Here is a 26,456-nt window from a genome sequence, read left to right as displayed (position 1 = left end):
AGCGGCCTTAAATGATTTCGAGTTCTGCGCGCAGCGAACCGGCAGCCTTCAAGGCCTGCAGGATAGCCAGCAAGTCTTGCGGCGTGGCGCCGATCGAATTCATCGCTTTCACGACTTCGGCCAGCGAGGCGCCGCCCTTGACCAGCACGACCTTGCCCGGATCCTTCTTGATTTCCACGCTCGGCGTCGTGATCACGGCCGTCCGCCCGCGCGAACCCGGCGCCGGCTGGCTGACCTGGGTGTCGGCGCCGATCGTCACCGACAGGTTGCCGTGCGAAATGGCGCAAGTGTCGAGCGTAACGGCCTGGTTCATCACCACCGAGCCGGTGCGTGCGTTCAGGATCACTTTCGCGGCCGCGGCCGCGGGCTTGACGTCGATGTTTTCCATCAGGCCGATGAAACTCACGCGCGCATCCGACGAGGCCGGGGTGCGCACGCGGATCACGCGCCCGTCCAATGCCGTGGCGGTACCGGTGCCGAACTGGTCGTTCAAGGCGGTGACGACGCGGCTCGCGGTGGCGAAATCGGTCTGGTTCAGCTCGAGGCGGATCTGGTTGTTTTCGCCGAGGTTCGAGGCGACCGCCTTTTCGACGGTGGCGCCGCTCGAGATCTTGCCGACCGACAGGTGGTTGACCTGCACTTGCGCGCCGCCGGCAGAGGCGCCGACGCCGCCCACCAGCACATTACCCTGGGCCATGGCATACACCTGGCCGTCGGCGCCATGCAGCGGCGTCATGAGCAGCGTGCCGCCGCGCAGGCTTTTCGCATTGCCGATCGAGGAGACCGTGATGTCGATCGTCTGGCCCGGCTGGGCGAAGGCCGGCAGCGAGGTCGTGACCATCACGGCGGCGACGTTTTTGAGCTGCAGCTGGCCGGTCGGCGGTAAATTGACGCCCTTCTGCTGGAGCATGGCGATGATCGACTGCACCGTGAACGGGGTCTGGCTGGTCTGGTCGCCGGTACCGTCGAGGCCGACCACGAGGCCATAGCCCGACAGCTGGTTCTGGCGCACGCCGGCGATGCTGGCCATGTCTTTCAGGCGCTCGGCGTGAGCGGCCGGGGCGGCGGCAAGGGCAGCGCAGAGCGCCAGCAGCGGGAAAGCGAAACGCATGATCACTCCGATCAGAACGGCAGCAGGGACAGGAAGAAGCGCGACATCATCGAATTGGCTTCGGCGCGGTCGATACGGCTGTTGGTGCGGTATTCGACGCGGGCGTCGGCCACCAGGGTCGAGGACACGATATTCCCGTTCTGGATCGTGTCGGGGCTGACCATGCCGGAGAAGCGGATGAACTCGATGCCCTTGTTCATCGCGACCTGCTTCTCGCCGGCGACGATCAGGTTGCCGTTCGAAAGCACCTCGGTGACGGTCACGCCAATAGTGCCGGTAAAGGCATTACTGGCGCTCTGGTTGTCGCCATCGGCGAACTTGATGCCGCCCTCGGTGGCGACGTTCGCGCCCAGTTTCGATTGCAGCGGGCCCGGCAGGCCAAAGCTGGCGCTGCCCGTCTTGTTGCCCGAGCTGTTGCCGGCCTTGTTGGCCGAGGTCTTTTCGACGATGTTGATCGTCAGGAGGTCGCCGATCTGGCGCGCGCGGCGGTCTTCGAACATCGGACGGTAGGCCTTGGCGTTGTAGATGGCGCCATCCGTCGGCGGCGCCAGCTCGGCCAGCGCCGGGCGCGCGCTGCGCGTTTCCTGCACGATGGTGCTCGGGGTGACGGCGCAGCCCGCCAAGGCAGCCAGGATGATCGAGAAAAGAAGCGCTTTCATAGCTGGGCCAGTTTCTGCAGCATCTGGTCGGAAGTCGTGATCGCCTTGCTGTTGATCTCGTAGGCACGCTGGGTCTGGATCATGTTGACCATTTCCTCGACCACGTTGACGTTCGAGGTTTCGACATAGCCCTGCATCAGCACGCCGGCGCCGTTGGTCCCGGGGGTGTTCGCGTTCGCGTTGCCAGAGGCGGTCGTTTCAAGGTACAGGTTCTCGCCCTTCGATTCCAGTCCGGCCGGATTCACGAAGGTCATCAGCTGCAAGTTGCCGATCTGGGTAGTGCCGGTCGACCCGGCGGTTTTCACCGACACCGTGCCGTCACGGCCAACAGTGATGCTTTCGGCATTTGCCGGCACCGTAATCGGCGGCTGAAGCGGATAGCCGCTGGACGTGACCAGGGCGCCGTTGGCATCGCTCTGGAAGGAGCCGTCGCGCGTATAGGCCTGAGTGCCGTCCGGCAGCAGCACCGAAAAGAAACCGGTGCCGTTGATCATCACGTCCTTTGAGTTGCCCGTTTCCTGAGGGTTGCCTTGGGTGAAGATGCGCTCGGTCGAGACGGCGCGCACCCCCGTGCCGAGCTGCATGCCAGAGGGCAAATTGGTTTGCTGCGAAGATTGGGCGCCAGGCTGACGCTGGGTCTGGTACAGAAGGTCCTCGAACACCGCACGCGAACGCTTGAAGCCGTTTGTGCTGACGTTGGCGAGGTTGTTGGTGATGACGTCGAGGTTGGTTTGCTGCGCCTCGAGGCCGGTCTTGGCGATATACAGCGAACGAATCATGGGTTTCTCCTATTGGCGGCACGGGATGGCAACCCAGGGGCCGCCATGCACAATAGAATTATGCTGGAGAAACACTTAATTCAAAGCAAGGATCTGACTGGCTTTCGCGGCGTTATTCTCGGCGTTCTTCATTAAGCTCATTTGTGTTTCGAAAGAACGTGCCAAGCCGATCATTGACACCATGGCATCGACCGCATTCACGTTGCTGCCTTCCAGCGCGCCGCCGACAACGCGCACTGCCGGGTCCAGCTGGGCCGAGCTGCCGTCTTTCAGGCGGAACAGGCCATCATCGCTACGCACCAGGTCCCGCTCGGGCGGATTGACCAGCTTGATACGACCCAGGATGACCGGCGTGGCGGGACGTTCGGCGCGCGTAATCGTGGAGATGGTGCCGTCCCCCCCGACCATGATGTTCGTGTCAGGCGGGATGGTGATCGGTCCCCCATCGCCGATGATGGTGGCACCGCTGGCGGTCATCAAAACGCCATTCGGGCTCATCTCGAGGGCGCCGTTGCGGGTATAGGCCTCGCTGCCGTCGGCATTTTGCACTGCGATCCAACCCTGGCCTTTGATCGCTACGTCCAGATCACGCCCGGTCATTTGCAGTGGGCCGGACGTAAAATCGGCCCCGACCGTATTGTTGACAACGAAGGCGCGCGTCGGCAGGCCCTCGCTTTGCACCGGCACGGCGCGGAAAGTATCCAACTGCGCGCGAAAACCCGTCGTGTTCAAGTTCGCCAGGTTGTTCGACGTCGTCGCCTGCTGCTCGAGGACATGTTTGGCGCCGGAGGCGACGGTATAGATGAGGCGATCCATTCATACTCCTTCTTATTCGTGCGGGATCGCCGTCGTTGGTTGAACGCGTGGGCATACCCTGCGGCGAACCGCTTGTCGTAGCGTGGGCTCTCGAGCCACGCGTCCACCGCCGGACAATCATCCGCGCGGCTTTATGGCCTCGATTAACGCAGGCTTACCAGGGTCTGCAACACCGAATCCTGCGTCTTGATGGTCTGCGCATTTGCCTGGTACACGCGCTGGGCGGTGATCATGTTGACCAGCTCGGCCGTCAGATCGACATTCGAGGACTCGACTGCCGACGATTGCAACACGCCGAAACTGCCTGAATCCGGCGCACCGACCAGCGGGAGCCCCGAATCGGTCGATTCAGCCCAAGCGTTGTTGCCCAGCGGTTCGAGCCCGTTGACATTGGCGAAATTGGCCAGCACCACCTGTCCGAGTGGCTGGCTCTGGCCGTTGCTGTATTGCCCCATGATGATGCCGTCTTCGCCGATCGAGAAGCGCTGCAGGTGCCCGGCCGTGTAGCCGTCCTGGGTCAGGCGCTTGTCGCTAGTCGCGGTGCCATACTGGGTGGTGCCGGTAAAGGCCAGCTCCATCGTCTGCGTCGGTGCGGAGCCGGTGGATGGATAGATCGGCAGGGACAAGCCGAACTTTCCGCCCCCGGTGCTCTCGCTTGCGTTCAGCGCGCCGTTGGCATCGAAAACCAGCTTGCCGACCGGCTGGGCGGCCACCTTGACTGCGGCCGTGATGGCCTTGTCGACCAGGTCCGGGGTAGAGCCCGCGATCGCCGCCGCGTCGGTGCCGGCCTTGATGATCGCGTTCTGAGCCGCCAGGTCGGCGCCGTGCACCGGGGACGCGGCGGCGGCGGCCACCACCGCCGAGGCGGCCGTGGCATACTCATCCAGACGCGAGGCCACGGCCACGGCGTCCGGCGGAACGGCCTTCCGGGCAGCATCCCAGGCCGCGCGCGCAGCACTGGCGCCGGCATCGCCGAGCGAGGCCTGGGCCACCTCAAGCTGGGTGACTTCAATGCCATCGTTGGCGGCGAACACGTCCCACGTGCCTGCCTCGTTCTTGCGGTAAAACGTCGACAGCACGTGAGGGTTGCCCAGTGAATCGTACACGTCGAGCGGTGACTGCTTGTTGTAGGTATTCGGATCACTCGCGTCGAAAGTCAGCAGCGTCGGCGGCGCTGTACGCGAATCGAGGTTCATTTCGATGCCGACCTTCGTGGTCGAGACCGGCTTAAGATCGCTGGTCCTGACCTGCAGCGGGAGCGGCGCGCCGGCGAGCACCCCGCCATTCAGGCCGATGCCATAGCCGGTCAGCTTGGCGCCCTGGGCATTGGTCATGAAACCGTCTTTGTCGAGCGAGAACTGGCCATTACGGGTGTACTGGACCATGCCTGAGGAAACGGTACGAAAAAACCCCTGGCCGTTGATTGCCACGTCAAGTGAGTTATTGGACGATTCAATATTGCCCTGGTTGAATTGCTGGGCGATATTTGCAACCTTGGTGCCGATACCGGCGGTCATGCCGCCAGCACCGTTGAGCGAGCTCGCGTACACGTCGGCGAACTGGGCGGTCGAACCTTTGAAACCCACTGTACTGGCGTTGGCGATGTTGTTACCGATGACATCGAGGGATTTGGCAGCGCCGTTCAAGCCGCTCAGACCTTGTTGAAAAGACATTTAGTTCTCCAGATAGGATTAAAATGAGCGGCTCGGCTCAGAGTACTTGTTTGATGTCGGGCAGCATGATGGCGCCCTTTCCCGCGAGGTTGACCTTCACCCCGTCCCTGGAATTGGTGCTGACGCTGGCAACGCTGTCGAGGGACAAGCCCTTGACGTCGGTCAGCGGCTGGCCGCCGCGCTGAGCAACGACACGGAAGGTGTAGCCGCCATCGGCGACCACTGCCGCATCGGCCGCGTCCGAGCTGCCGTCCCAGGCAAGCGCAGTCGAGCCTGCCTCCGCCGCGCCGAGATCGATGGTAGCGATGTCCTTGCCGGTGCGCGGATCGGTGACGATCACCTGCACGTTGTCGGCCGCGGTGGCAAGATCGATGCCAAATACCGACTTGCCGCTGGTCAGGTTCAAGGTATTGCCTTCGATAAGAACGCTATGACCGATCAGATTGGTCGCCTGCATTGCCTCGCTCGACTGGTAGCTCGACTTCAGGCTTTCCAGCGTGTCGTTGAGTTTATTTACGCCGGTCACGGTCTGCAACTGGGCCAGCTGGCTCGTCACCTGGGCGTTGTCGAGCGGGTTCAGCGGGTCCTGGTTCTTGAGCTGGGTAACCAGCAAGGTCATGAACTTGTCGGTGTCGGCCTGCACGCTGTCGGTCGCGCCCGCCTTCTTGGCGTTCATGGTCGACATCAGGTCGTTGATCGAGGTGCCGGAGGCGGCGGAATTAACGGTGGTCATGGTTCAGTGCTCAGTGGATTATTGACCCAGGGTCAGGGTTTTCATCAGCATGCTCTTGGCCGCATTCATCGTTTCGACGTTGTTCTGGTAAGAGCGCGAGGCCGACAGCATGTTCACCATTTCGTCGACCGGGTTCACGTTCGGCATCGACACATAGCCCTTCTCGTCGGCCATCGGGTGCTTCGGGTCGTAGACCTGCTTCAGCGGCGACGGGTCGTTGACGACTTCCTTCACCTTGACGCCGGTGCCGCCGGTGGCCATCGGCACCGCCTCGAAGACGACCTGCTTGGCGCGGTAGGCTTCGCCCGTGGAAGACGTTGCGCTGTCGACGTTGGCGAGGTTGCTGGCGACGGTGTTCAGGCGCTGGGCCTGGGCGCTCATGGCCGAGCCGGAGACGTTGAAGATGTTAAAGAGGGACATGATTATTATTGACCGTTCTGGATCGCAGCCATCATGCTGCGGATCTGTTGGTTGATCATCGTGATGCCGGCTTCGTAGCGCACCGCATTGTCGGCAAACTGGTTGCGCTCGACGTCCATGTCGACCGTGTTGCCGTCGACCGAGCCCTGCACCAGGCCGCGGTACAGTACCGGAGTGCCGTCGGGCAACGCCTTGCCGTCGGCTCCGGGCTGGATGTGGCCCTTGTTCGTTGCCGCCAGCGGATTCGCCGCGGCCGGGTTCGCTTTGGCGAGCGCGCCCTGCATGGCGCTGGCGAAGTCGATGTCGCGCGCCTTGAAGTTGGGCGTGTCGGCATTCGCGATGTTGGACGCGATCAGTTCCTGGCGCTGGGCTCGCAGGGAGAGCGCGGATTCGTTGAAGCGTAAGTAGTTGTCGAGTTTGCCGATCATGCCGCCTCCGGGCTGATTTCTTGTTGGGACAGCGTGAATCATACGTTTGAGCAACAAAGCCCAATCGAAGGATCAGGACCCCCAATACCCGGCTATTCAAAGTTTCGCTGAGGCATCAACGCGCCTAAGATGGCAGCCATTACGAAAAGGCTTGCCTCCCATGTTCAAGAATTCGAAGCTGTTGACTGTGTTGTTGCTGGCCGGTCCGCTGGCGCTGGCCCAGGCCGCCGGTGCGCGGCAGGACGGCGCCGCGCTGCGCAAGCTGGCCGAAGGATTTTTACAGGCGCAAAGCGCCGGCCTGCCGGGCAAGGTGACGGTGAAAGTCGGCGCGGTCGACCCGCGCTTGTCGCTGGCCGCCTGCCCGGCGCCGGAAGCCTTCCAGCAGCCGGGCGCCCGCCCCTGGGGCAAGACCACGGTGGGCGTGCGCTGCACGGCGCCCGTGTGGTCGATGTTCCTGCAGGCGCAGGTGAGCGTTGTCGCCGATTACGTGACGGCCGCCGTGCCACTGGCCCAGGGACAGGCGATCGACGCCAGCCAGCTGGCGACCATGCAGGGCGATATCGCGGCCATGCCGAACGGAATCATCACCGACATGGCGCAGGCGATCGGCCGTACGCCGACGGTGTCGCTGCCGGCCGGAACGCCGCTGCGGCTCGATTCGCTGAAATCGCAACCGGTGGTGCAGCAGAACCAGGCGGTGCGCATCGTCTCGTACGGCGCGAATTTTTCGGTCTCGGGCGAAGGCAAGGCGATCGGCAACGCCGCAGAGGGCCAGGTGGTGCAGGTGCGCACGCCGCGCGGGGCCATCATCAGCGGTACGGCGCGCAATGGCGGCATTGTCGAGGTGACATTGTAAAACCCTGCCTGGCAGGCGAATGTTGCTTGAGAGACAGATAATAAAAAACTTCTTTGATTCGCGATCCGCGCTAAAGTTTGACGGCAAACAGCCGTTACACACTGCAGATCCCGGAGTTCCTGCTCCGAACAGAGAAGGATGATGCTGTGAAAATTAACGATACCCTCAAAGGGGCGCAAGCCCAGCAGCTGACGAACACCACGGCGGCGAACGCCAGGCAGGCCGAGAAGGCCGCGGCGACGGCGACCCCGGCGCAGACCGACAGCGTCCGTTTGTCGTCGCAGGCGCAAGCGGCCAGCGGCACCTCGGGCTCGACCCAGGTCTTCGACGCCAAGAAAGTTGAACGCATTAAGTTGGCAATTGCCGATGGGCAGTTCTCAGTCAATTCCGAAAAGATCGCGGACGGTTTGCTCGATACCGTGCGCGACCTGCTCCACTCACGCAACCGATAAGCGATCCATGACCCGTCCGAACGCCACCCTCACCGCAGAACACGAGCGCATTGCCGCGCTGGTCGAATTGATGAAGCAGGAACAGCAGTTCCTGGTGGCGGCGGACGCGGACGGGTTGGCCGGGCTGACGCCACGCAAGGTGGTGCTGGTGCAGGAGCTGGCGCAGCTGTCGCGCGAGCGCCATGCCGCGCTCGGCGGTGCCGGTTTCAGCGCCGCGGAAGCGGGCATGGAACCGTGGCTGGCGGCGCAGGGCGACGATGCTGCCCGTGCTGCGTGGTCGCAACTGCTGGCGCTGACCGCCGACGCCAAGGAACTGAACCGCGTCAACGGCATGCTGATCAACCGCCAGATGGCGCACAACCAGACCGTGCTCACTGCCTTGCGCACGCCGACCTCGGCGCCGGAATCGACGCTGTACGGCGCCAAGGGGCAGACCTTCGGCACTGCGCCGTCGCGGCGCTTCGTGGTTGGTTGAGTACTACCCTTCTCTTTCGATGACGGCCGCTGATGCGGCCGTTGTTGTTTGTGGCGGTCGCGGTGGCCCTGATGTGGCTGTGGCCGACGCCCGTCGATGCAACGCTTTTGTAGGGTGGGCGCCCCGCGCCCACGCGGTACGGGCGTCTCCTTTTGGCCCGCTGCTGCGAATGATCGCTCGCACACGCAACCGAATCGCTAACGACTGACGGATGCTTTGCGAGCGGTGCATCCCTGCAACGGACTGACGGTGACGTACGTAACCGCGTGGGCGCGGGGGCGCCCACCCTACAAGAGCTTGCTTCAGCGCAAGCGCCACCGTCTTCACAAGCGGACAGTATTCCTGATTGTCATTACCCGACGGAGGAAACCATGCACCGCATTGCCCTTGCCACCCTGCTGCTCGCCGCCCTGCCCGCCCACGCCGCCATCGTGGTCACCATCACGCCCGAACAAGCCTCGCTCGGCAAGCGCGACGAGGTCGTCGTCACGGTGACGCTCGCCAATACCGGCGCCGCGCCGGAACGCATCGCGAAAGGCCGCACGCCCTTCGGCCCGGTCGAGGGCGCGCTGTTCGAGATCACGCGCGACGGCCAGCCGGTGCGCTACCTCGGGCGCGAAGTGAAACGCGCGCCGCCGACCGACGCCGATATGCTGCTTCTGGCGCCCGGAGAAACCCGTAGCGCGCAGGTCGAATTATCGCGCGCCTACGACATGGCCGCGACCGGCGCCTACGCCGTGCGCTACCGCGGCGCGGGACCGGTGTCGATCCTGGCAAGCGGCGGCCTCGTCTCCAACACGGCCGTCTTCTTCATCGAGGGCCGCTTGCCGCGCGGCACCAGCCTGCCCGCGCTGGCCGCGACGGAAGGCGGCAGCCTGGGCTACGCGAATTGCTCGAACCCCCAGCAGGACACGATCGCCGGCGCCCTCGCGGCCGGCGGCGCGATGGCGGCCAACGGCCTGGGCTACCTGACGAGCGGCAAGGAACAGGCCCAGCGCTACACCAACTGGTTCGGCGCCCTCGACGCGGCGCGCCAGGCGACCGTCAACCAGCATTTCACGGCCATCAAGGACGCCTTCGAAACGAAGCCGGTCAAAGTCGATTGCGGCTGCGACGAGGATTATTTTGCCTACGTTTATCCGGCGCAGCCCTACACGATCTATGTCTGCAACGCCTTCTGGACCGCGCCCCTGACCGGTACGGATTCGAAGGGCGGCACCCTGCTGCACGAGATGAGCCACTTCGATGTCGTGGCCGGTACCGACGACCATGTGTACGGCCAGCAAGGCGCGGCCGAGATGGCGCGCACGGCGCCGGAACGTGCGATCAACAACGCCGATTCGCATGAATACTTCGGAGAAAATTCGCCGCCGCTGAATGAAGGGCGGGTTGTCTATACGCGTTAGCACGCTTGATAAAAGAAATCCAGCACAACGTAAAGAAATTACATCATTGTGACTTTTTTGCTCACCAATGCCACAAACATCCAATTTGCATTGCTCTCGGTGCGTGAATTCAGCAGTATGGGGCTGAGTTTTCGTTAGATTGAAGTCAAGTTTTTGGACGAGGACTTGTCACAAGAAGGGCCAATAGGGCCACGACAAACCATACGGAGAGTACACATGAGCAGGAACAGCATCTGGAAGTCGGTAGTCGGTATCGCAGCACTCGGCGTCGCCGTCGGCGCGCAGGCAGGGTCGAACGGGGTGAAAGTGACGGTCGCCCCCGAGAAGGCCGTGCATGGCCCGAGCGACGATGTCTATGTCAACGTGACCCTGACCAACACCTCGTCCACCCCGCAGTACGTGCTCAAGGCCCGCACGCCCTTCGAGGGGCTGTCCGCGCCGCTGTTCGACATCACGCGCGACGGCGCCAGGGTCGCCTACACCGGCGCCATGATCAAGCGCGGCAAACCGACCCAAGCTGATTACTACGTCCTGAAACCGGGGGCCTCGCACACGGTGAAGGTGGAGTTGTCGTCGCTGTACGACATGAGCGTCAGCGGCGACTATGCGATCCGCTACCGCACGGCCTCGCCCGACCTGTTCCTGGCGACCAATGGCCGCGCCAGCGCCGCCGCGGCCAACGCCCACGATATGGGCGAGCTGCAATCGGACGCCGCCTCGTTCTACATCGAAGGCCGCCTGCCGCGCGGTTCGGACTCCTCGATCATGCAGGCGCTCAAGCAGGGCGGCGGCACCACGACCGGGCCGGCCGGCCTGAGTTACGCGTCGTGCACGGCCTCGCAGCAGAGCACGATCTCCTCGGCGATCTCGGCCGCGAAGACGATGTCCGGCAGCGGCGTCAGCTACATGGCAAATGCCACGATGGGTCCGCGCTACACCAAGTGGTTCGGCGCCGTCACGGCGACCCGCCAGAGCACGGTCAAGTCCCACTTCACGGCGATCAAGGATGCGTTCGACACCAAGCCGGTCGTGGTCGACTGCAGCTGCAAGCAGAGCTACTACGCCTACGTGTACCCGACCCAGCCCTACCGCATCTACGTCTGCAAGGCCTTCTGGACGGCGCCGATGACGGGCACCGATTCGAAGGGCGGCACCCTGGTGCATGAAATGAGCCACTTCAACGTCACGGCCGGCACCGACGACCACGTGTATGGCCAGAGCGGCGCCGCCAGCCTGGCGCTCAGCGATCCCGACGCGGCGATCGACAATGCCGACTCGCACGAGTATTTCGGCGAGAACACGCCGGCATTGAACTAAGCTCGCGCCAAAAAACCGGGCCGGCAGGGTTGATCCTGCCGGCCCGGTTTTTTATTTGAGGTTGGAAATGAACGAGACCGGCCTGGCTTCAAACTCCACCGGCTTGTCGAGTTGCTTGATGTCAGCCAGCACCGGCCCGGTGTAGCCGATGTTGTAGTTGTGGCGGCCTTTGGCGAAGGCGTAGGTGTGGGTGATGTCGATCGTATTCATCAGCATCTTGCCGGGCTCGAGCGGCTGGTAGTCCGCGCTGGTGAGCGCGGCGCGCTTGACCATTTTGCCCGTATAGGCAACCGGCCGCCCGCCGGCGTCGCGCACGTCGAAGCGCGGCCCCGTCAATTCCTTCTCCGCCGCCAGTTCGCGCGGAATCCAGACCGTGGCCTTGCCCTGGTTCGTAAACGTCAGCTCGACCAGCACCTTGCCGGGTGGCGTGGCGATCTCGATGCGGTGCTTGACGTCCACGGTGGGTTCTCCGGCGGCGCCCGCAAGAAGGGGCAGGAGGCTGGCGGCGCCCAGGGCGGCCAGCAGGATCGATCTGCGCTGCATTGTCAGCTCCATATGGTTGTGGTGACCATTGTGCGGGCCCAGCGTGGAAAAGCCAAGGGGGGCGGATTACGTAGGGTGGACTCCCGAGTCCACGCGTTCGGCGGCTGCGGATCGAAACATCAAGACTGACGGACACGTTTCGACTCGGAGGTGCCGCAACGCGTGGACTCGGGAGTCCACCCTACGTGAAACTTTATTTCACCCGTACGGCCGAAATGAAATTTTATTTCACTGACCCGCGGCCAATATCGTCACCGCCACGCGCCGGTTGCGCGCTCTGCCCGCCTCGTCCGTATTTGGCGCCACGGGCAGATTCGCCCCATGCCCCAACGCCGTCAGCCGCCCTTCCGCCACCCCGCCTTCGATAAACAGCCGCACCACGCTGCTCGCGCGCACGCTCGACAATTCCCAGTTCGAGGGAAACGCGGAGTTCGCAATCGGCTGATTGTCGGTATGTCCCTCGACCTGGATCGCATGCGGATCGTTGCGCAGCAAGGTGGCTACCGATCCCAGCGTGGCGCGCGCCTCGCCGCCCAGCGCGGCCTGCCCTTCGTCGAACAGGACTTTGGCATTGATCTCGACCGTCACGCCGCGCGCGGTCTGGGTCACGCGCACCTGCCCGTTTTTCACCAGCGGCGCCAGCGAGGCGTTCAGCTCGCGCGCCAGGGTATCGAGCCGCTCGCGTTCGCGCCGCACGGCCTCGGCGCGCTTGCGGGCAATGAGGTTAGTCAGGGGAAGTTGTTCGATGGTGCTGCTGGCTTGCGGCACGGCGGGCTTGCCGCCAAAGGCGTCGCCCAGCGCGTCCGACAACACCTTGTACTTGCCGACATTGACGACGGAAATGGCGTACATCACGACGAAAAAGGCGAACAGCAGCGTAATAAAATCGGCGTAGGAAATCAGCCAGCGCTCGTGGCTCTCGCGCGTGTGGTCTTCGTCGTCGTAGCGCCGGCGAGCCATCTCAGCGCTTCGCCAGCAGGCTGGCCACGCGCTCCTCGACCACGCGCGTGTGGTTGCCGCTGGCCAGGTCGTGGAAGACTTCGAGCAGGATCTCATACTGGGCGACCTGGTCCGACACGATCGCCTTCAGCTTGTTACCGACCGGCAGGAAGAACAGGTTCGCCAGCCCGACGCCGTACACGGTCGAGACAAACGCCACCGCGATACCGGAGCCCAGGCGCGACGGATCGGACAGGTTTTCCATCACGTGGATCAGGCCAAGTACCGCGCCCAGGATGCCGATGGTCGGCGCGTAGCCGGCGGCGGATTCCCAGATGCGCGCGGCCTGGCGCTCGGCGAATTCGAAGGCGGTGACTTCCGTTTCCAGCAAGCCGCGGATTTTTTCCGGCGTGATGCCGTCCACCACCAGGCGCAGGCCCTTCTGCACGAAGGCATCGGGCGTCGCCATGTACTGTTCGAGCGAGAGCAGGCCGTCGCGCCGTGCCGTATGGCTCCACAGCGCGATTTCCCGCGACAGGGGCTGGCGCCGGCTGGCAGGGGGGAAAAACACCCAGCGCAGCATGCGCATGCCGCGCCGGAAGCTCCGTGCTTCCGATTGCAGCAGCACGGCGCCGAAGGTGCCGACCACCACGATCGCAAACGCGGCCGGCTGGATGAGGGAGGCAAAGCGCCCGCCGTCGAGCGTATGCCCGACGATGAGACCGGCCAGGGCCAGGCCCAGGCCGATCAGGCTGGCGAAGTCCACAGCTTTTCCTTGAGCGAAGCGCGCAGGCGGGCCACGGCTTGCGTGTGCAATTGCGACACGCGCGACTCGGACACGCCGAGCACCGCACCGATTTCCTTCAAGTTCAGTTCTTCTTCGTAATACAGGCCCATCAGGATCTTCTCGCGCGGCGGCAAGCCGTCGATGGCCTCGATCACCGCCTGGCGGAAGTCGGTGTCGAGCAGCGCGCGCAGCGGGTCGTCCTCGTCCACGGCATAGCGGTCGAGGAAGCTGTCGTTGCCGTCTTCATCGTGGAAATCTTCGTAATAGACCAGCTGGTGGCCGCCGCCTTCGAACAGCATTTCCTGGTAGTCCGAAAGCGAGACGTCGAGCGATTTCGCCACCTCGAGCTCGGTCGGTGGACGCCCCAGTTGCTGCTGCAGCTTCGTCATCGCGGTCTCGACCTTCTTCATGGTCGAACGCGTGCTGCGCGGCATCCAGTCGTTGCTGCGCAATTCGTCGACCATGGCGCCGCGGATGCGCAGCACGGCATAGGTTTCGAACTGGGCGCCGTGGTTGTCTTCGTAGCGGTTGATGGCATCGAGCAGGCCCATCATGCCGGCCTGGATCAGGTCGTCCACCTCGACCGACGGCGGCAGCTTCGCCTTCATCTGGTGCGCGAGGCGCTTCACGAGCGGGGCGTGCTCGGTGAGCAAATGGTTCTTGTCCGCTTTCCCTTTGACGGTATACATGCTTGTGCTTTTTTTCTTAGAAACCAAAACGGGCACCGCCGCCTTGACGCAAATCGCGCAATTCGCGCAATTCGCACGTCATGCGCGGCATCGCAAAGCGTCCAGCCAGCTCGCGGAAGGCCACCGAGGCCCCGGCCATCGGGAAGGCATCGACCACCGAGCGTCCGAGACGCGCGGCGCGATGCAGGTATTCGTCGGCCGGCACCGAGCCCATCGAATTCAACGTTACTGCAAGGTAACGACTTGCTGCTGCCGACATATTATCGTAAACCACTTTCGCCTCGGCCTCGCTGGCACCCGTGACCAGGATGCCGAACGGACGCCGCCCGAATTCCTGGGCCAGGCGTTTGATGAGGCCATACGCATTCGTGATCGAGGTGGCACTGGTCGAGACCTGCACGACGATTTCGGAGTCGGCCAGCAACGGCACGGCGAAGCCGCCCTCGCGGTTCAGTTCGCCATCGACGATGACGATGCCGCCCTGCTTTTTCACCAGTACATCGAAGGCCTTGGCCAGGCGCCGTGCTTCATGGCTGCCGGTGGCCGGCGCTTCGCTGTCGCGCGCCAGCAGCGCCACATTGAAACCCTGGGGAGCCAGCTGCACCACTTGGTTCAGCGCGCATTCCTGGCGCGCCACCTGCAGCAGGCTGATGTGGCGCTCCATCTCGAGGCGGCGTGCGACGCCGTACTCGCGCTGGCAGGCGTCGACGATCAGCACGTCGTTGCCGCTGCGGACCAGCGAGGCGCCCAGGTTCACCAGCATCGCGCCCTTGTCGTCGCTCGGGGTAGCGGATAAAAACGTGACGATGCGTGGCTGGGGGCCGGCCAGCATCCGGCGCAGGCCCTCGGCCTGGTCGAAATCGAAACTAGCCAAGGCGCACCTCGCGCAGGCTCTCGTCCTTGTTCAGGCTACCGGTGCCGGCCATCATCAGGGGCAGGTCGGCATCCTCGAAAGCGTTGGCCGCGTCGCGGCGGCTGCGGAAGGCGCGGTCGACCAGCATCGCGCGGTCGGCCAGGTGCAGGTCTTCCGGCACGCGCTGGCCGTTCGAGATGTAGTGCAGGTTCAGTTTCTGGCGAATCACGACGTCGAGCACGTTGCCGATCGAGGCGGCTTCGTCGAGCTTGGTCATGATGCAGCCGTGCAGGCCGCTGCCCTGGTAGGCGCGCACGACTTCGGCCAGGGTTTCGTTGGTCGACGTGGCGTTCAGGCACAGCAGGCGTTTCACGTCGGCGCCCGAGCCTTGCAGCATGGCGACCTGTTCGGTGACCATCTGGTCGCGCTGCGACATGCCGATGGTGTCAATGAGAACGGTGTGCTTGTTCTTGAGCTCTTTCAACGCAATGCGCAGGTCGGCCTCATCCTTCACCGAGTGCACCATCACGCCCAGGATCTTGCCGTAGATGCGCAGTTGCTCATGGCCGCCGATACGGTAGGCGTCGGTGGTGATCAGCGCCAGCTTTTCCGGGCCGTGGCGCATGACGCAGCGCGCGGCCAGCTTGGCGGTGGTGGTGGTCTTGCCGACGCCGGTCGGGCCAACCAGCGCGAACACGCCGCCCTTGTCGAGCAGCGTGTCTTCGTCGGCCATCGTGGTCAGGTTACGGGCGAGCACGGTTTTGATCCAGCGCATCGCCTCGGTGGCGTCCTTATTCGCCGGCATCTTGTCGATCAGGTAGCGCGACAGCGAGGCCGAAAAGCCGGCGGCCAGCATCTCGCGCAGCACGACGGCCTTTTGCGGCTCGCGTGCCTGGGTACCGCTCCAGGAGAGTTCGGCCAGCTGGCTTTCCATCATGCCGCGCATGGCGCGCAGCTCGCTCATCATGCCGCTCATCTCGGCGGCGGCCGATTCCTTGGCCTGGGAGATGGCGGCCGACATCATCGAGGTCATCGCGGCCATGTCGAAAGCGGGTTCCGGCTGCGGCGCGCGGCGGTTGGCGTAGCTGTGTTCGCCTTTGTAGTCGGCCTCGTAGTCGGCTTCCGGCGCAGTGCGGGCCGACAGCGAGCGGCCGGCGAAGGCGGCGGCGAATTCCGGCTCCGGCTGCGGTGCGCGGCGGCTGGCGTAGATCTGTTCGGGCGTGGCGACGGCGGGCGCGGCGCTGCGGCGGTTCACGAAGGCAGGCGCGTCCGGCTCGAAGGCATTCAGGTCGAGGCGCGGCTGCGGCTGGGCCATGTCGGAGCCGGGTGCGGGGGCCGACAGCGAAGCGACGTCGTCGTTGTCGAGCGCCAGGATTTCGACCACGCCGTCGACAGGACGGTTCGAGAGGATGACGGCGTCAGGGCCCAGCGCATCGCGCACCTTGCGCAAGGCTTCCCGGGATGTTGCCGCTGTAAATTTCTTCACATTCATCTTATTCTCCGCACTGCACTATTCGATTGGTACCGGCGGACGCAGCCGGTCTATGGGATAGATTATTGACGATGCCGTGAAGCAAGCATCGGGGGAAAAGGATGGGGAAAGTGGGTTAATTCGAATTAAAGTGCGTGGACTCGTGTCCCCAGGGTGGCGACACTATTGACACTCCACGCTGATCGGCCAGGAAAATGGGCCTGACGGCCCATTTCGCTGGCGATTGCTACCGTGTCCGGAACGACTGCGTCAGCGGCTCCGGCAATGCCGATCAGCGCTGGCGGCGTTTGCGGCTCACGCCGAGGGCAACAGTGCCCAAGGCCAGCAGCATCAGCGATGCCGGCTCCGGTACATCAGTGGGAACTGTCTGCTTTGCAAGAACTTCACCGGACAGGTTCAGGGTCAGTGTCGACCCGGAGTGCAGCGTGCTCGACGCCGCTTGCGGTGCATAGTCAGCGAAGCTCAGCAGATAGGTGGCGTTGTACTTGCCCACAGTATTCGCCAGGAAATCAGCTTCAAATTGCTTGCTGTTGCCAGCCGCAAGATTGTCGAACTTCATCAGATTGGTTCCAAACTGGTTGCCGATGTCGCCGGTCTCGGTAAATCCGGTCAGGCTCAATGCAACACGGTCGCCGAACAGATTGGCCAGCGAAAAGCCGAGGCCGCCTGCTTGATCGCCCAGGTAGAAGGAGCCGAAATCCAGATTCAGCGTCGTGTCGGCGAACCCGCCAAAGGCTGCGGCGGCGTGGTCCTGATAGATATAGCTGAGGGTAACATCGCCGACCCAATTGGCATTCGCCGTGGTGGTCACCGTGGCTTGCCCGATTGCGCCGGAATTGCTGGAGTTGAGCGTGAGCGACTCATTAACGTTGACCTTTCCGCTGCCAACGTAGGCGTTCAGGCTACCAGCGGCGACTGAGGCCGAGACGCCACTGGCTAGCGCACCAGAGCTGCTTTTCTTGGTAGTTTTGTCAGAGGATGTCGACGCCCAGTCGCCGTCGCCGCACTGCGCCGACTTAAAGAAGCGTGAATTATTTTGGCAAGTTACCGAAGCTGAGCTCGTCGAGTTGGCACTGTTGCTTGCACCCACAGCAGTGAGTCCGATTGTGCTTTGGACGCTGCTGGTCGTGGTGCCACTTGATGTATTTTTATCGTACGTGACGGTAACACTGTTGTTTTGGTTGCTGCCGTTCGCTTTCGTTGCCGCACCAATGGTGACACCGGTCAGTACACCGTTGCTGGCATTGAACTTGTTGAACGCCGTGCTTGCGCTGGTCGTCACGTTTTTTGTTCCGGTACCAGTCAGCGACGGAGCGGTTGCCTTTGGCACGGTAAAGCTTTGAGTCGACGTTAGTATGGACGCATGCGCACTTGCGGGCACAATCAGGAAGGCGGTAAGGGTTGAGAGAACTGCAGCGTTGAAGGATTTTTGCGACATTTTGGACCTTTCGTTAATTTCACTCTTTTATCCTGGCACTACACCAAGATTTCTTTCGGTGATGATAATTAAGATAAAGCAACTACTGTGCCAAATGCGCAACATTATGATCTTTAAGGAAATTAAATTTCCAATAACCTAATTTTTGAATCGGTGTAAAAAATTCCGACAGTAAATTGTCGTTCTCAGATCCTTACCGAATGTTTTATTTAGGAAAGTTTGTGTCCTGCGGCTTTTAATGTCTTTATCAGAGGTGTTGCAGACCAGGTCAATCGCGGGCCCTGAGTATACGCTGTGATAAGAAAGCAACTTTTCGCGGATCCATACGCAAGTTCGACATTCCATGTACAGCTACCGCACCCCGGAAGGACGAATTGCAGACAATCATCCGCTGCGCAAACTACGGGTGCTAGTCGATGGCGTGCTGCACTGTATGGATGAGGACATCACGTCAGCGAGGTGACGCAGAAATTCTTCGCCCAAGGTGCTGCGCACCGCCGAACGGCAAAAGCTGGTGTCGAACGAGGACTTCACCGCCGACGGTGCGCTGATCGACGAATGGGCATCGATCCGTCGATTCGTCGATTCGTCGATTCGTCGATTCGTCGATTCGTCGATTCGTCGCCATCGACCTTAATCGAGAGGCTCCGCCCGACGCGATGACACTCTTGAAATTTTGGCACTGCTCGAAGCCAATGGCCTGACGAGGAAGAACGTCGGCACCGTCAACAGTCCACCTCGCCGAAAAAGGTTTGATGACGCGCGGGAGATGATTGTCGACGCCACGCTGATCGCCGCTCGCCCGTCGACCAAGATCAAGATCAAGAGCAAGAATGCAGAACGCGGTCCGGAAATGCACCAGTCGACAAAGGGAAACGATTGGCATTCCCCCATAAAGGCACCCGTGAGCGTGAACGCTACATCAGGTCTTGTACACACAGTCATCGGCACTGCGAACAACGTTTCCGACGTAACACAAACTGGCACGTTGTTGCATGGCAACGAGTCTACAGCGTTTGGCGACGCTGGCTACCAAGGCGTCGAAAACGCCCAGAAATCTCGGTAAGCCGGTTACTCGGCACAGATGGGCAGGTGCTGTTCCATGGCCTGGCGCGTACCACGCTGCACCTGATCTGGGAGGTCGTTATCAGCTCGCAAGCCAATAATATACCCCGCCGCAGCTCAGCGCTGCGCTCAACAAGATTAGCGTCGCACCCAGGAAAGGGTAGGCATTGGTAGATACTGGGCACTCTTTCGATTGCGATTCGCAGGTCTCGTTCGCGTTGCTGAAGTCGTCGATTTCGCCAAAATTGCTGATGTTACTCATGTCAATATGTATAGAGGAAGAAGGAAGAGGCAAAAAGCAGAAAGCAGAAAGCCGGTTGCAGAGGGTTGATCCTCTTCCAATTACCGACCGGCGCCTGAAGGCTTACGCTGGTGCATGAAAGAAACTCAGTTTGATACTCGCCCGCCGCCCGTGCTGTCACCAAATAATGTGCACTTAATAAAACATTATATCCAAAATGAAACATTTTGGCCACGGCAAGTCTGCGACGGTTTTGGTAAGATCGAGTGTTTTTCCCATCTAACCGGACCAAAAGCGGACCTCGTGCACAATCCACTTTCGACTGCGGACGCTTCTACTGTGCAGCAGACAATCGCCGGCGCAGCATCTCCGCACGCATATGCGTCAGTTGCTCCCGAATGTGCGCGACAATGAAACTCGTCCCAAGGCCGGTCGGTAGCCAACTGTTCAATGCAGCCTCGCTCTCATAGGTCACCAGCGTCTTGCCGTGGGCTTCCACTAAGGTTGTCGTGACCTCCGCCTTGCTGACAGTGCCGGATATCGCGTGCGAAACAAGCTTGTACGGCGGCTCCAGGTCGACCTGCCGAACGGATTCAACCGGTAAGGAAAAAACCCCCAGCTTCATTCGCGCGGACTGGGAGACCAGCAGTCTGGCCGGTGATCGCTGGATGACCTTGCTCTCCACCACATCCGGCAAAAAATCACGCATGTGATCGTAGTCGGTGAGGACGGCGAACGCTTGCGATGCGCCGACTGGCACGGCAAAATCCGCCCGTACCCTGACAACGTCTCCCTCGCGTTCCACACTCACCCTGATGTCGTCGTTCCCCTGGGCGGCGCCTTCACGCGTGGGGACGATCATGAGCAATACAAGTGCGCCAAGGGCAAGCGGAAGATTTGGCAGAACCCGGTTTGACCTGGAAAACATGGCGTTGAGTGTCGTGACGTCAGGGAAGTTTCAATGCACACATTTTAGCCGCTAATACCGAGGCTTTCGGGATGACGCGAGGCGGTCAACATGAAAGCCGAAGCGGTCCTTCTTAATCGAAGGTTTCCACCGCACGCAAAGCCTGCGCGTTCGCATCCTTGTCCGCCAGCAGCGGCGTGAACGCGATCGGCCAATCGATGCCGATGTCGGGATCATTCCACCGCACGCTGCGCTCGCATTCCGGATACCAGTAATCGGTCGTTTTATACAGGCACTGGGCGCGCTCGCCGAGCACGACGAAGCCATGGGCGAAGCCCGGCGGTATCCACATCTGGCGATGGTTGTCGGCGCTCAGCACTTCGCCCACCCATTTCCCGAAGGTCGGCGAGGAGCGGCGCAGGTCGACCGCGACATCGAACACGCTGCCTTCGATTACCCTGATCAGTTTGCCCTGTGGATGCTGGACCTGGTAATGCAGGCCGCGCAGCACGCCGCGCTGCGACAGGCTGTGGTTGTCCTGTACAAAAGGCGTATGGATTCCGGTCGCCACCGCGAATTCGCGCAGGTTGAAGCTTTCGGAAAAGAAGCCGCGGGCGTCCTCGAAGACTTGCGGGACCAGTACCAGTACGCCGGGAATGGCGGTCGGTATGACATTCAGTGGCATGGGCGGCTCATTTGAGGATACTGAGCAGGTAACGCCCGTAGCCATTCATGGCCAGGGGCGCCGCGAGCGCCTCCAGGGCGGCGGCATCGATCCAGCCCTGGCGATACGCAATTTCTTCAGGGCAGGCAACTTGCAGGCCTTGGCGTTTCTGCAGGGTGGCGATGAAGCTGGCCGCTTCCAGCAGGCTATCGTGGGTGCCTGTGTCGAGCCATGCATAGCCGCGTCCCATGATCTCCACGTCCAGGCGCCCAAGCTCGAGGTAGCGCCGGTTCAGGTCGGTAATCTCGAGCTCGCCCCTCGCCGAAGGCCGGAGCTCGGCTGCGAGGTCGCACGCCTGGTGATCGTAAAAGTACAGTCCGGTAACGGCATAGCTCGATTTCGGCAGCGCCGGCTTTTCCTCGATGCTGACGGGACGTTGTTCCCCGTCGAACTCGATCACGCCGTAGCGCTCGGGATTGCTCACGTGATAGGCGAACACAGTGGCGGCGTCCAGCCGCGCATCCGCTGCAGCAAGCTGCCTGACCAGGTCATGGCCATAGAAGATGTTGTCTCCCAACACGAGGGCACTGGGCGCCCCGTTGATAAAGTCCCTGCCGAGGATGAAGGCTTGCGCCAGACCATCCGGATTCGCTTGTTCGGCATAGCGAATGTCCATGCCCCAACGGCTGCCATCGCCCAGCAATTGGGCGAATAGCGGCAGGTCGTGGGGGGTAGTGATGACCAGTACCTCGCGAATGCCGCTCAGCATCAGCACGCTCAGCGGGTAATAGATCATTGGCCTGCCATATACCGGCATCAGCTGCTTGCTGATCACCTGGGTCACCGGGTACAGGCGGCTACCGCTTCCGCCAGCCAGGACAATGCTCTTGCGTTTCACCGGGAACATGGCTCACTTTCCAAAATCTGCTGCAGAACATGTTTGACGCCCTCCTCCCACGGGACATCCCGCACCAGGGCGCGCAACGCCGCCTCGTCCGCCAGGTCAAGCACGGCACGCCCCGGTGCAAGGACCTCACCGAGCGGCGCCAGCGCGCGCTGCAGATCGAATCCAAGTTGCCCGTCCCGTCCTGTCAGAAGAATCTTCATATGCTCATGCTACATACGGACCAGCTGCCGGTAGCTGCCGTCGGCGATCCTGTCCACCCAAGCGCGGTTTTCCAGATACCATTGCACGGTTTTCCGGAGTCCGGTCTCGAAACTTTCCGACGGCTGCCACCCGGTCGCGGCGGCGAGTTTACCCGCATCGACGGCATAGCGGCGGTCGTGCCCTGGCCGGTCTTCCACGAAGCGGATTTGCTCACGGTAAGAGACACCATCGGCGCGCGGCCGCAGGTCATCGAGAATATCGCACAGCGCCTCGACGACAGCCAGGTTGGTGCGCTCATTGCCGCCGCCGATATTGTAGACCTCGCCCACAGGCCCGCCGGCGAGGACGCTGCGCAGGGCCGCGCAGTGATCCGTCACATACAGCCAGTCGCGTACCTGCTGGCCGTCTCCGTAGACCGGCAAGCCCTCTCCCGCCAGCGCGCGCTCGATGCACAGGGGTATCAGCTTTTCCGGGAACTGGCAGGGCCCGTAATTGTTGGAGCAATGCGTGGTCAGGACCGGCAAGCCATAGGTGGCGTGCCAGGCGCGCACCAGATGGTCGCTGGCCGCCTTGCTGGCTGAGTAAGGACTATTCGGTGCGTAGCGGTTCGTTTCCCGAAATGGCGGGTCCTTGTCAAGCAATGAGCCGTAGACCTCGTCGGTGGATACGTGGAGGAAACGGAAGCTGCTTCGCTCCGGCTCCGGCAGAGTGGCGTGATACGGGCGCGCAGCTTCCAATAACTGGAAAGTGCCAAGCACGTTGGTCTGGATGAAGTCTTCCGGCCCGTCGATGCTGTTGTCGACGTGGCTCTCGGCGGCGAAATGGATGATCGCGCGCGGCCGGTGACTGGCCAGGAGATGCGCGACGAGCGCACGGTCACCGATATCGCCCCGTACGAAAAGATGTTCGGGCCTGTCGCGCAACCCGGCCAGGCTGTCGAGGTTGCCCGCATAGGTCAGCTTGTCGAGGTTCAGGACGGGTTCGCTCGACTGCGCCAGCCAATCGCGCACGAAGTTCGAGCCGATGAATCCTGCCCCGCCGGTTACCAAAATCATCCACCACTCCTCAAGACCTGCCCATCCGGGCAAGCGGCACCCATGCCGCCGCCCGGCAGTAAATCAGGAGTATAAACGCAGGGCCGACAGACAGTCTCCAGACAGCCTTACTGCGCGCCCACCAGGCTGGTCACACGAATCGTCTTGGTCTCCGGAATCTCCGAATGCGACAAGACCTTCAGCTGCGGCAGCGCCCGCCGCAGGAAACGCGACAGCAGCACGCGCAGCGGCCCCGGCACCAGCAGCACCGGCGTGTGGCCCATCGCTTCCTGCTGCTGCGCCGCGTTGTGCGCCTGCTGGGCGATGGTGTCGGCCAGGCCCGGCTCGATGCCGGTGCCGTCGCCGCCCGCACCCAGCGCCTGCATCAGCAGCCGCTCGAGACGGTTATCCAGGGTCATCACCGACAGCTCGTTGGTACCCGGGAACAGTTGCTGCACGATCGCCCGGCCCAGTGCAATACGCACCAGCGCCGTCAGCTCGCCCGGGTCCTGCACACCGGTGTGCTCGGACAGCGTCTCGATGATGGTGCGCATGTCGCGGATGTGGACGCCTTCGATCAGGAGGTTCTGCAACACCTTTTGCAGCGTCGCCAGCGACACGACTTTCGGCACCAGGTCTTCCACCAGCTTCGGCGTTTCCTTGCCCAGGTGATCGAGCAGCGCCTGCACTTCCATGCGGCCCAGCAGTTCCGAGGCGTGGGTCGTGATCAGATGGTTCAGGTGGGTCGCCACCACCGTGCCGGCGTCGACCACCGTATAGCCCAGGTTCTGCGCCTCGTCGCGCATGCTTGAATCGATCCACACGGCCGGCAAACCAAAGGCCGGATCGGTCGTCGCCTGGCCCGGCAGCGTGCCGCTGGCCATGCCCGGATTGATCGCCAGGAACTGGCCGTTGATCGCTTCGCCGCTGCCCACTTCCACGCCTTTCAGGGTGATGCGGTAGGCGGACGGTTTCAGTTCCAGGTTGTCGCGGATGTGCACGGGCGGCGCCAGGAAGCCGACTTCCTGGGCGAATTTTTTACGAATGCCCTTGATGCGCTTGAGCAGTTCTCCGCCCTGCCCCTTGTCGACCAGCGGAATCAGGCGGTAGCCCACTTCCAGGCCCAGCGTGTCGACCGGCATGATGTCCTGCCAGGTCGCTTCTTCAGTCTCGCTCGATGCCGCACGCTCCGCAGTCGAGGCTGCTTCGCCCGCGGCCGCTTCCGCTTCGCGCTGCGGTGCGTTGCGGGCACGCTTGGCCAGCAGGTAGCCGCTGCCGCCCAGCACGCCGCCCAGCAGCAGGAAAACGAGGTTCGGCATGCCCGGGATCATGCCCATGCCGGCGATGATGCCGCCGGTGATGTAGAGCACCTCCGGTTTGGCGAACAGCTGGCCGATCATCTGGCCGCCGATGTCCTGCTCGTTGGCCACGCGCGAGACGACCATACCGGCCGCGATCGAGATGATCAATGAAGGAATCTGCGCCACCAGGCCGTCACCGATGGCCAGCAGCGTGTAGGTCTTGGCGGCTTCGCCCACGCCCATGTCGTGCTGCACCACGCCGACGATCAGGCCGCCGATGACGTTGATCAGCGTGACCATGATGCCGGCCACGGCGTCACCCTTGACGTATTTCGAGGCACCGTCCATGGCGCCGTAGAATTCGGCTTCCTGCGCCACTTCCGTACGGCGCTTGCGCGCTTCCGGCTCGGTGATCATGCCGGCGTTCAGGTCGGCGTCGATCGCCATCTGTTTACCAGGCATCGCATCGAGGGCGAAGCGCGCGCCGACTTCGGCGATCCGGCCCGCACCCTTGGTGACGACGGTGAAGTTGATGATGGTGAGAATCACGAACACGACGATACCGACCGTGTAGTTGCCGCCGATCAGGAAGTGGCCGAAGGCTTCGATGACTTTACCGGCCGCCGCGCCGCCGGTGTGGCCTTCGGTGAGCACAATACGGGTCGAGGCCACGTTGAGCGACAGGCGCAGCATGGTCGACACCAGCAAGATCGCCGGGAATGCCATGAAGTCGAGCGGCTTGACCGTATACAGCGCGGTCAGCAGCACGATCACGGACAGCGCGATATTGAAGCTGAAGAACAGGTCGAGGATGAAGGCCGGCAGCGGCAGGATCATCATCGCCAGCAGCAGGATGATCAGGATCGGCGCGGCCAGGGCATTGCCCCGGGCACCGATTCCGCTCATCCAGGCAGGCAGTCTCAGACTATTCATTCAACGGCTCCGTTATTCGTGTCGGGTTTAACTTGCGATGCAGGGTTCAGCGGGTCCATCTCCGGCGGCACCGGCAGCTTGGTCGGACGATCCGGATAGTGGCCGCCGGCCTTGCTGTAGTTACGCAGCTGGAAGACATAGGCCAGCACTTCGGCCACCGCCGAGTACAGCTTCTCGGGAATCTCGTCGTCGATCTCGGTGTGCTTGTACAGGGCTCGGGCCAGGGCCGGGGCTTCCAGCAGCGCGACCTTGTGCTCGCGCGCCATTTCCCGGATCTTGGCCGCGACTTCGTCGGCGCCCTTGGCCACCACCCGCGGTGCGCCGCCCTGGCCGTCCGTGTATTTCAAGGCCACCGCATAGTGGGTCGGGTTGGTCACCACGACGTCAGCAGTAGGCACATTCTGCATCATGCGGTTACGCGCCATTTGTCGCTGCATCTGGCGAATCTTCCCTTTGATCTGGGGATTGCCGTCCGATTCCTTCGATTCCTGGATCATTTCCTGGCGCGTCATCTTGAGCTTGTTGCTGTAGTGCCAGAGCTGGTACGGGGCGTCGATCAGGGCGACCACGCCCAGCGAGCCGACGATGATCAGGAAAGCGTGCGCCAGCAGGTCGGCCAGGTGGCCGGTGCCGGCGCCGAGCGGCTCGACGGCCAGCCCGATCACGGCTTCCTTCTCGCTCATGACGACGAGCCAGGCGACGCTGCCCACCAGCACCGTCTTGGCGATCGCCTTCAGCAGCTCGATCAGGGAATTCGTGGAGAACATGTTGCCGATGCCCGTCATCGGGTTCAGCTTCATGAAGTTCGGCATGAAGGCCTTGGAACTGAAGTTGAAGCCGCCGATCGCGAGCGGAGCCGCCAGGGCGACCAGCATGATGGCGCAGGCCAGCGGCAGGCAGGCCAGCAGGACGCCGCCGATATCGTTCGCGATGCGCTCGATCAGGACGGTCGGGTTGTAGATCTGTTCGCGGTTCAGGCTGAGGCTGGACGCGAGCATGGCCGACAGGTGGCCGGCCAGGTTGCCGCCGGTCATCCAGAGGCCGGCGCCGGCGGTCATCAGGACGGCAAAGGTCGCGAGCTCGCGCGAGCGCGGAACGTCGCCTTCCTCGCGCGCCTTTTCCAGTCTCCTGGGGCTTGCGTCTTCTGTCTTTTCCGCGTCGCTGTCTCCCGCCATCTCCCGCTCCCCTGTTCGTCGCTACATCGTGCAAACCGCCATGCAGGACAGGATTATCGCTGGTATTGCCGTAGGGCCATACTCGGAACAGGGAGAGAAAGCGGGGTTAATTCGACTTCCGCGAAGCATGAAGTTTCACAAAAGGAACTCTCCGGCGGCGAT

28 protein-coding genes and 1 pseudogene are annotated in these 26,456 nt (G+C 62.5%); 7 read left to right on the top strand and 22 right to left on the bottom strand.

Annotation, left to right across the window (positions count from 1 at the left end):
- Positions 1-7: 7 nt before the first annotated feature.
- The 8 genes from AC1MEM_RS09420 to flgB form a co-directional block, all read right to left on the bottom strand.
- A complete protein-coding gene (locus AC1MEM_RS09420; protein ID WP_499476815.1) occupies positions 8-1,111 on the bottom strand; it encodes a flagellar basal body P-ring protein FlgI in 1,104 nt (367 codons plus the stop codon).
- 11 nt (positions 1,112-1,122) lie between these two features.
- Positions 1,123-1,770, bottom strand: coding sequence for a flagellar basal body L-ring protein FlgH (locus tag AC1MEM_RS09415; protein ID WP_499476814.1), 648 nt, complete (start codon positions 1,768-1,770; stop codon positions 1,123-1,125).
- Positions 1,767-2,549 (bottom strand): flagellar basal-body rod protein FlgG, encoded by a 783-nt coding sequence (gene flgG / locus AC1MEM_RS09410; protein WP_499476812.1) that lies wholly within the window; start codon positions 2,547-2,549, stop codon positions 1,767-1,769. The genes AC1MEM_RS09415 and flgG overlap by 4 nt, the downstream gene beginning before the upstream one ends.
- A gap of 75 nt (positions 2,550-2,624) precedes the next feature.
- The gene (gene flgF, locus AC1MEM_RS09405) at positions 2,625-3,365 is read right to left on the bottom strand and encodes a flagellar basal-body rod protein FlgF (protein WP_499476810.1); all 741 of its coding nucleotides are present in this window, start codon (positions 3,363-3,365) and stop codon (positions 2,625-2,627) included.
- Between the two features lie 143 nt (positions 3,366-3,508).
- Positions 3,509-5,038, bottom strand: a complete 1,530-nt coding sequence (locus tag AC1MEM_RS09400) for a flagellar hook protein FlgE (protein WP_499476809.1) — start codon at positions 5,036-5,038, stop codon at positions 3,509-3,511.
- A 37-nt stretch (positions 5,039-5,075) separates the two neighbouring features.
- On the bottom strand, positions 5,076-5,771 hold the full coding sequence (locus AC1MEM_RS09395) for a flagellar hook assembly protein FlgD (protein WP_499476808.1): 696 nt from the start codon (positions 5,769-5,771) through the stop codon (positions 5,076-5,078).
- Between the two features lie 18 nt (positions 5,772-5,789).
- Positions 5,790-6,191, bottom strand: coding sequence for a flagellar basal body rod protein FlgC (gene flgC / locus AC1MEM_RS09390; protein ID WP_499476807.1), 402 nt, complete (start codon positions 6,189-6,191; stop codon positions 5,790-5,792).
- 5 nt (positions 6,192-6,196) lie between these two features.
- Entirely contained in the window at positions 6,197-6,619 is a 423-nt protein-coding gene (gene flgB / locus AC1MEM_RS09385; RefSeq protein ID WP_499476806.1) for a flagellar basal body rod protein FlgB, read from the bottom strand.
- Positions 6,620-6,779: 160 nt separating this feature from the next.
- Here flgB and flgA point away from each other — a divergent pair, with 160 nt between their 5' ends.
- The 5 genes from flgA (at position 6,780) to AC1MEM_RS09360 (ending at position 11,125) form a co-directional block, all read left to right on the top strand.
- Positions 6,780-7,475, top strand: a complete 696-nt coding sequence (gene flgA / locus AC1MEM_RS09380) for a flagellar basal body P-ring formation chaperone FlgA (RefSeq protein ID WP_499476805.1) — start codon at positions 6,780-6,782, stop codon at positions 7,473-7,475.
- A gap of 146 nt (positions 7,476-7,621) precedes the next feature.
- A complete protein-coding gene (flgM, locus tag AC1MEM_RS09375; protein WP_499476803.1) occupies positions 7,622-7,927 on the top strand; it encodes a flagellar biosynthesis anti-sigma factor FlgM in 306 nt (101 codons plus the stop codon).
- Between the two features lie 7 nt (positions 7,928-7,934).
- Positions 7,935-8,402 carry a flagella synthesis protein FlgN gene (locus tag AC1MEM_RS09370; RefSeq protein WP_499476801.1) on the top strand — a complete coding sequence of 156 codons (468 nt, stop codon included), beginning with the start codon at positions 7,935-7,937 and terminating at the stop codon, positions 8,400-8,402.
- Between the two features lie 371 nt (positions 8,403-8,773).
- Complete coding sequence (locus AC1MEM_RS09365; protein WP_499476800.1) at positions 8,774-9,808, top strand: M35 family metalloendopeptidase; 1,035 nt, start codon at positions 8,774-8,776, stop codon at positions 9,806-9,808.
- A gap of 216 nt (positions 9,809-10,024) precedes the next feature.
- On the top strand, positions 10,025-11,125 hold the full coding sequence (locus tag AC1MEM_RS09360; protein ID WP_499476798.1) for a M35 family metalloendopeptidase: 1,101 nt from the start codon (positions 10,025-10,027) through the stop codon (positions 11,123-11,125).
- Positions 11,126-11,176: 51 nt separating this feature from the next.
- Here the strand turns inward: AC1MEM_RS09360 and AC1MEM_RS09355 are convergent, their stop codons facing one another.
- From AC1MEM_RS09355 to AC1MEM_RS09325, 7 genes are all read right to left on the bottom strand, one after another.
- Complete coding sequence (locus AC1MEM_RS09355) at positions 11,177-11,668, bottom strand: hypothetical protein (RefSeq protein ID WP_499476797.1); 492 nt, start codon at positions 11,666-11,668, stop codon at positions 11,177-11,179.
- A gap of 228 nt (positions 11,669-11,896) precedes the next feature.
- Entirely contained in the window at positions 11,897-12,628 is a 732-nt protein-coding gene (gene motD / locus AC1MEM_RS09350; RefSeq protein ID WP_499476796.1) for a flagellar motor protein MotD, read from the bottom strand.
- 1 nt (position 12,629) lies between these two features.
- The gene (locus AC1MEM_RS09345) at positions 12,630-13,373 is read right to left on the bottom strand and encodes a flagellar motor protein (protein ID WP_499476795.1); all 744 of its coding nucleotides are present in this window, start codon (positions 13,371-13,373) and stop codon (positions 12,630-12,632) included.
- Positions 13,355-14,083, bottom strand: a complete 729-nt coding sequence (locus tag AC1MEM_RS09340; protein ID WP_499476793.1) for an RNA polymerase sigma factor FliA — start codon at positions 14,081-14,083, stop codon at positions 13,355-13,357. Before AC1MEM_RS09340 ends, AC1MEM_RS09345 begins: the two co-directional genes overlap by 19 nt.
- Before the next feature lie 16 nt (positions 14,084-14,099).
- Positions 14,100-14,957, bottom strand: coding sequence for a MinD/ParA family ATP-binding protein (locus tag AC1MEM_RS09335; protein ID WP_499476791.1), 858 nt, complete (start codon positions 14,955-14,957; stop codon positions 14,100-14,102).
- Positions 14,950-16,428: a flagellar biosynthesis GTPase FlhF gene (gene flhF / locus AC1MEM_RS09330; protein ID WP_499476789.1), complete on the bottom strand. Its 1,479-nt coding sequence runs from the start codon at positions 16,426-16,428 to the stop codon at positions 14,950-14,952. Before flhF ends, AC1MEM_RS09335 begins: the two co-directional genes overlap by 8 nt.
- 271 nt (positions 16,429-16,699) lie before the next feature.
- A complete protein-coding gene (locus AC1MEM_RS09325; RefSeq protein ID WP_499476787.1) occupies positions 16,700-17,866 on the bottom strand; it encodes a PEP-CTERM sorting domain-containing protein in 1,167 nt (388 codons plus the stop codon).
- 484 nt (positions 17,867-18,350) lie between these two features.
- Between AC1MEM_RS09325 and AC1MEM_RS09320 the strand changes: the two genes are divergently transcribed.
- The gene (locus AC1MEM_RS09320) at positions 18,351-18,503 is read left to right on the top strand and encodes a hypothetical protein (protein WP_499476786.1); all 153 of its coding nucleotides are present in this window, start codon (positions 18,351-18,353) and stop codon (positions 18,501-18,503) included.
- Positions 18,472-18,948 (top strand): annotated as a pseudogene (locus AC1MEM_RS09315) (transposase); the annotation flags it as partial. The gene AC1MEM_RS09320 and the pseudogene AC1MEM_RS09315, both read left to right, overlap by 32 nt.
- A gap of 558 nt (positions 18,949-19,506) precedes the next feature.
- Here AC1MEM_RS09315 and AC1MEM_RS09310 read toward each other — a convergent pair.
- The 7 genes from AC1MEM_RS09310 to flhB all read right to left on the bottom strand — a co-directional run bounded on the left by AC1MEM_RS09310 (position 19,507) and on the right by flhB (position 26,294).
- The gene (locus tag AC1MEM_RS09310; RefSeq protein WP_499477614.1) at positions 19,507-20,034 is read right to left on the bottom strand and encodes an SRPBCC family protein; all 528 of its coding nucleotides are present in this window, start codon (positions 20,032-20,034) and stop codon (positions 19,507-19,509) included.
- A gap of 178 nt (positions 20,035-20,212) precedes the next feature.
- Positions 20,213-20,764 carry a dTDP-4-dehydrorhamnose 3,5-epimerase gene (rfbC, locus tag AC1MEM_RS09305; protein WP_499476784.1) on the bottom strand — a complete coding sequence of 184 codons (552 nt, stop codon included), beginning with the start codon at positions 20,762-20,764 and terminating at the stop codon, positions 20,213-20,215.
- A gap of 7 nt (positions 20,765-20,771) precedes the next feature.
- The gene (gene rfbA, locus AC1MEM_RS09300) at positions 20,772-21,641 is read right to left on the bottom strand and encodes a glucose-1-phosphate thymidylyltransferase RfbA (RefSeq protein WP_499477613.1); all 870 of its coding nucleotides are present in this window, start codon (positions 21,639-21,641) and stop codon (positions 20,772-20,774) included.
- Entirely contained in the window at positions 21,638-21,850 is a 213-nt protein-coding gene (locus AC1MEM_RS09295; RefSeq protein ID WP_499476782.1) for a sugar nucleotide-binding protein, read from the bottom strand. Before AC1MEM_RS09295 ends, rfbA begins: the two co-directional genes overlap by 4 nt.
- A gap of 9 nt (positions 21,851-21,859) precedes the next feature.
- Positions 21,860-22,906: a dTDP-glucose 4,6-dehydratase gene (rfbB, locus tag AC1MEM_RS09290; protein ID WP_499476781.1), complete on the bottom strand. Its 1,047-nt coding sequence runs from the start codon at positions 22,904-22,906 to the stop codon at positions 21,860-21,862.
- A 107-nt stretch (positions 22,907-23,013) separates the two neighbouring features.
- Positions 23,014-25,119, bottom strand: a complete 2,106-nt coding sequence (gene flhA, locus AC1MEM_RS09285; protein ID WP_499476780.1) for a flagellar biosynthesis protein FlhA — start codon at positions 25,117-25,119, stop codon at positions 23,014-23,016.
- Positions 25,116-26,294, bottom strand: a complete 1,179-nt coding sequence (gene flhB / locus AC1MEM_RS09280) for a flagellar biosynthesis protein FlhB (protein WP_499476778.1) — start codon at positions 26,292-26,294, stop codon at positions 25,116-25,118. Before flhB ends, flhA begins: the two co-directional genes overlap by 4 nt.
- Positions 26,295-26,456: the final 162 nt, after the last annotated feature.

This window comes from Telluria sp. AIW5 (genome assembly GCF_056680575.1).
The sequence above is the reverse complement of the archived record's forward strand: the minus strand, read 5'-3'. Positions and strand labels throughout refer to the sequence as shown.

Bases quoted from the DNA above. Each gene is read 5' to 3' on its own strand.
- flgG (WP_499476812.1), bottom strand. From the start codon at position 2,549: ATGATTCGTTCGCTGTATATCGCCAAGACCGGCCTCGAGGCGCAGCAA.
- rfbC (WP_499476784.1), bottom strand. From the start codon at position 20,764: ATGCCACTGAATGTCATACCGACCGCCATTCCCGGCGTACTGGTACTG.
- AC1MEM_RS09340 (WP_499476793.1), bottom strand. From the start codon at position 14,083: ATGTATACCGTCAAAGGGAAAGCGGACAAGAACCATTTGCTCACCGAG.
- AC1MEM_RS09420 (WP_499476815.1), bottom strand. From the start codon at position 1,111: ATGCGTTTCGCTTTCCCGCTGCTGGCGCTCTGCGCTGCCCTTGCCGCC.
- AC1MEM_RS09355 (WP_499476797.1), bottom strand. From the start codon at position 11,668: ATGCAGCGCAGATCGATCCTGCTGGCCGCCCTGGGCGCCGCCAGCCTC.
- AC1MEM_RS09310 (WP_499477614.1), bottom strand. From the start codon at position 20,034: ATGATCGTCCCCACGCGTGAAGGCGCCGCCCAGGGGAACGACGACATC.
- AC1MEM_RS09400 (WP_499476809.1), bottom strand. From the start codon at position 5,038: ATGTCTTTTCAACAAGGTCTGAGCGGCTTGAACGGCGCTGCCAAATCC.
- AC1MEM_RS09360 (WP_499476798.1), top strand. From the start codon at position 10,025: ATGAGCAGGAACAGCATCTGGAAGTCGGTAGTCGGTATCGCAGCACTC.
- flgF (WP_499476810.1), bottom strand. From the start codon at position 3,365: ATGGATCGCCTCATCTATACCGTCGCCTCCGGCGCCAAACATGTCCTC.
- flhA (WP_499476780.1), bottom strand. From the start codon at position 25,119: ATGAATAGTCTGAGACTGCCTGCCTGGATGAGCGGAATCGGTGCCCGG.
- AC1MEM_RS09415 (WP_499476814.1), bottom strand. From the start codon at position 1,770: ATGAAAGCGCTTCTTTTCTCGATCATCCTGGCTGCCTTGGCGGGCTGC.
- flgA (WP_499476805.1), top strand. From the start codon at position 6,780: ATGTTCAAGAATTCGAAGCTGTTGACTGTGTTGTTGCTGGCCGGTCCG.
- AC1MEM_RS09370 (WP_499476801.1), top strand. From the start codon at position 7,935: ATGACCCGTCCGAACGCCACCCTCACCGCAGAACACGAGCGCATTGCC.
- motD (WP_499476796.1), bottom strand. From the start codon at position 12,628: ATGGCTCGCCGGCGCTACGACGACGAAGACCACACGCGCGAGAGCCAC.
- AC1MEM_RS09365 (WP_499476800.1), top strand. From the start codon at position 8,774: ATGCACCGCATTGCCCTTGCCACCCTGCTGCTCGCCGCCCTGCCCGCC.
- rfbB (WP_499476781.1), bottom strand. From the start codon at position 22,906: ATGATTTTGGTAACCGGCGGGGCAGGATTCATCGGCTCGAACTTCGTG.
- flgC (WP_499476807.1), bottom strand. From the start codon at position 6,191: ATGTCCCTCTTTAACATCTTCAACGTCTCCGGCTCGGCCATGAGCGCC.
- flhF (WP_499476789.1), bottom strand. From the start codon at position 16,428: ATGAATGTGAAGAAATTTACAGCGGCAACATCCCGGGAAGCCTTGCGC.
- flgB (WP_499476806.1), bottom strand. From the start codon at position 6,619: ATGATCGGCAAACTCGACAACTACTTACGCTTCAACGAATCCGCGCTC.
- AC1MEM_RS09295 (WP_499476782.1), bottom strand. From the start codon at position 21,850: ATGAAGATTCTTCTGACAGGACGGGACGGGCAACTTGGATTCGATCTG.
- AC1MEM_RS09395 (WP_499476808.1), bottom strand. From the start codon at position 5,771: ATGACCACCGTTAATTCCGCCGCCTCCGGCACCTCGATCAACGACCTG.
- AC1MEM_RS09325 (WP_499476787.1), bottom strand. From the start codon at position 17,866: ATGTCGCAAAAATCCTTCAACGCTGCAGTTCTCTCAACCCTTACCGCC.
- flhB (WP_499476778.1), bottom strand. From the start codon at position 26,294: ATGGCGGGAGACAGCGACGCGGAAAAGACAGAAGACGCAAGCCCCAGG.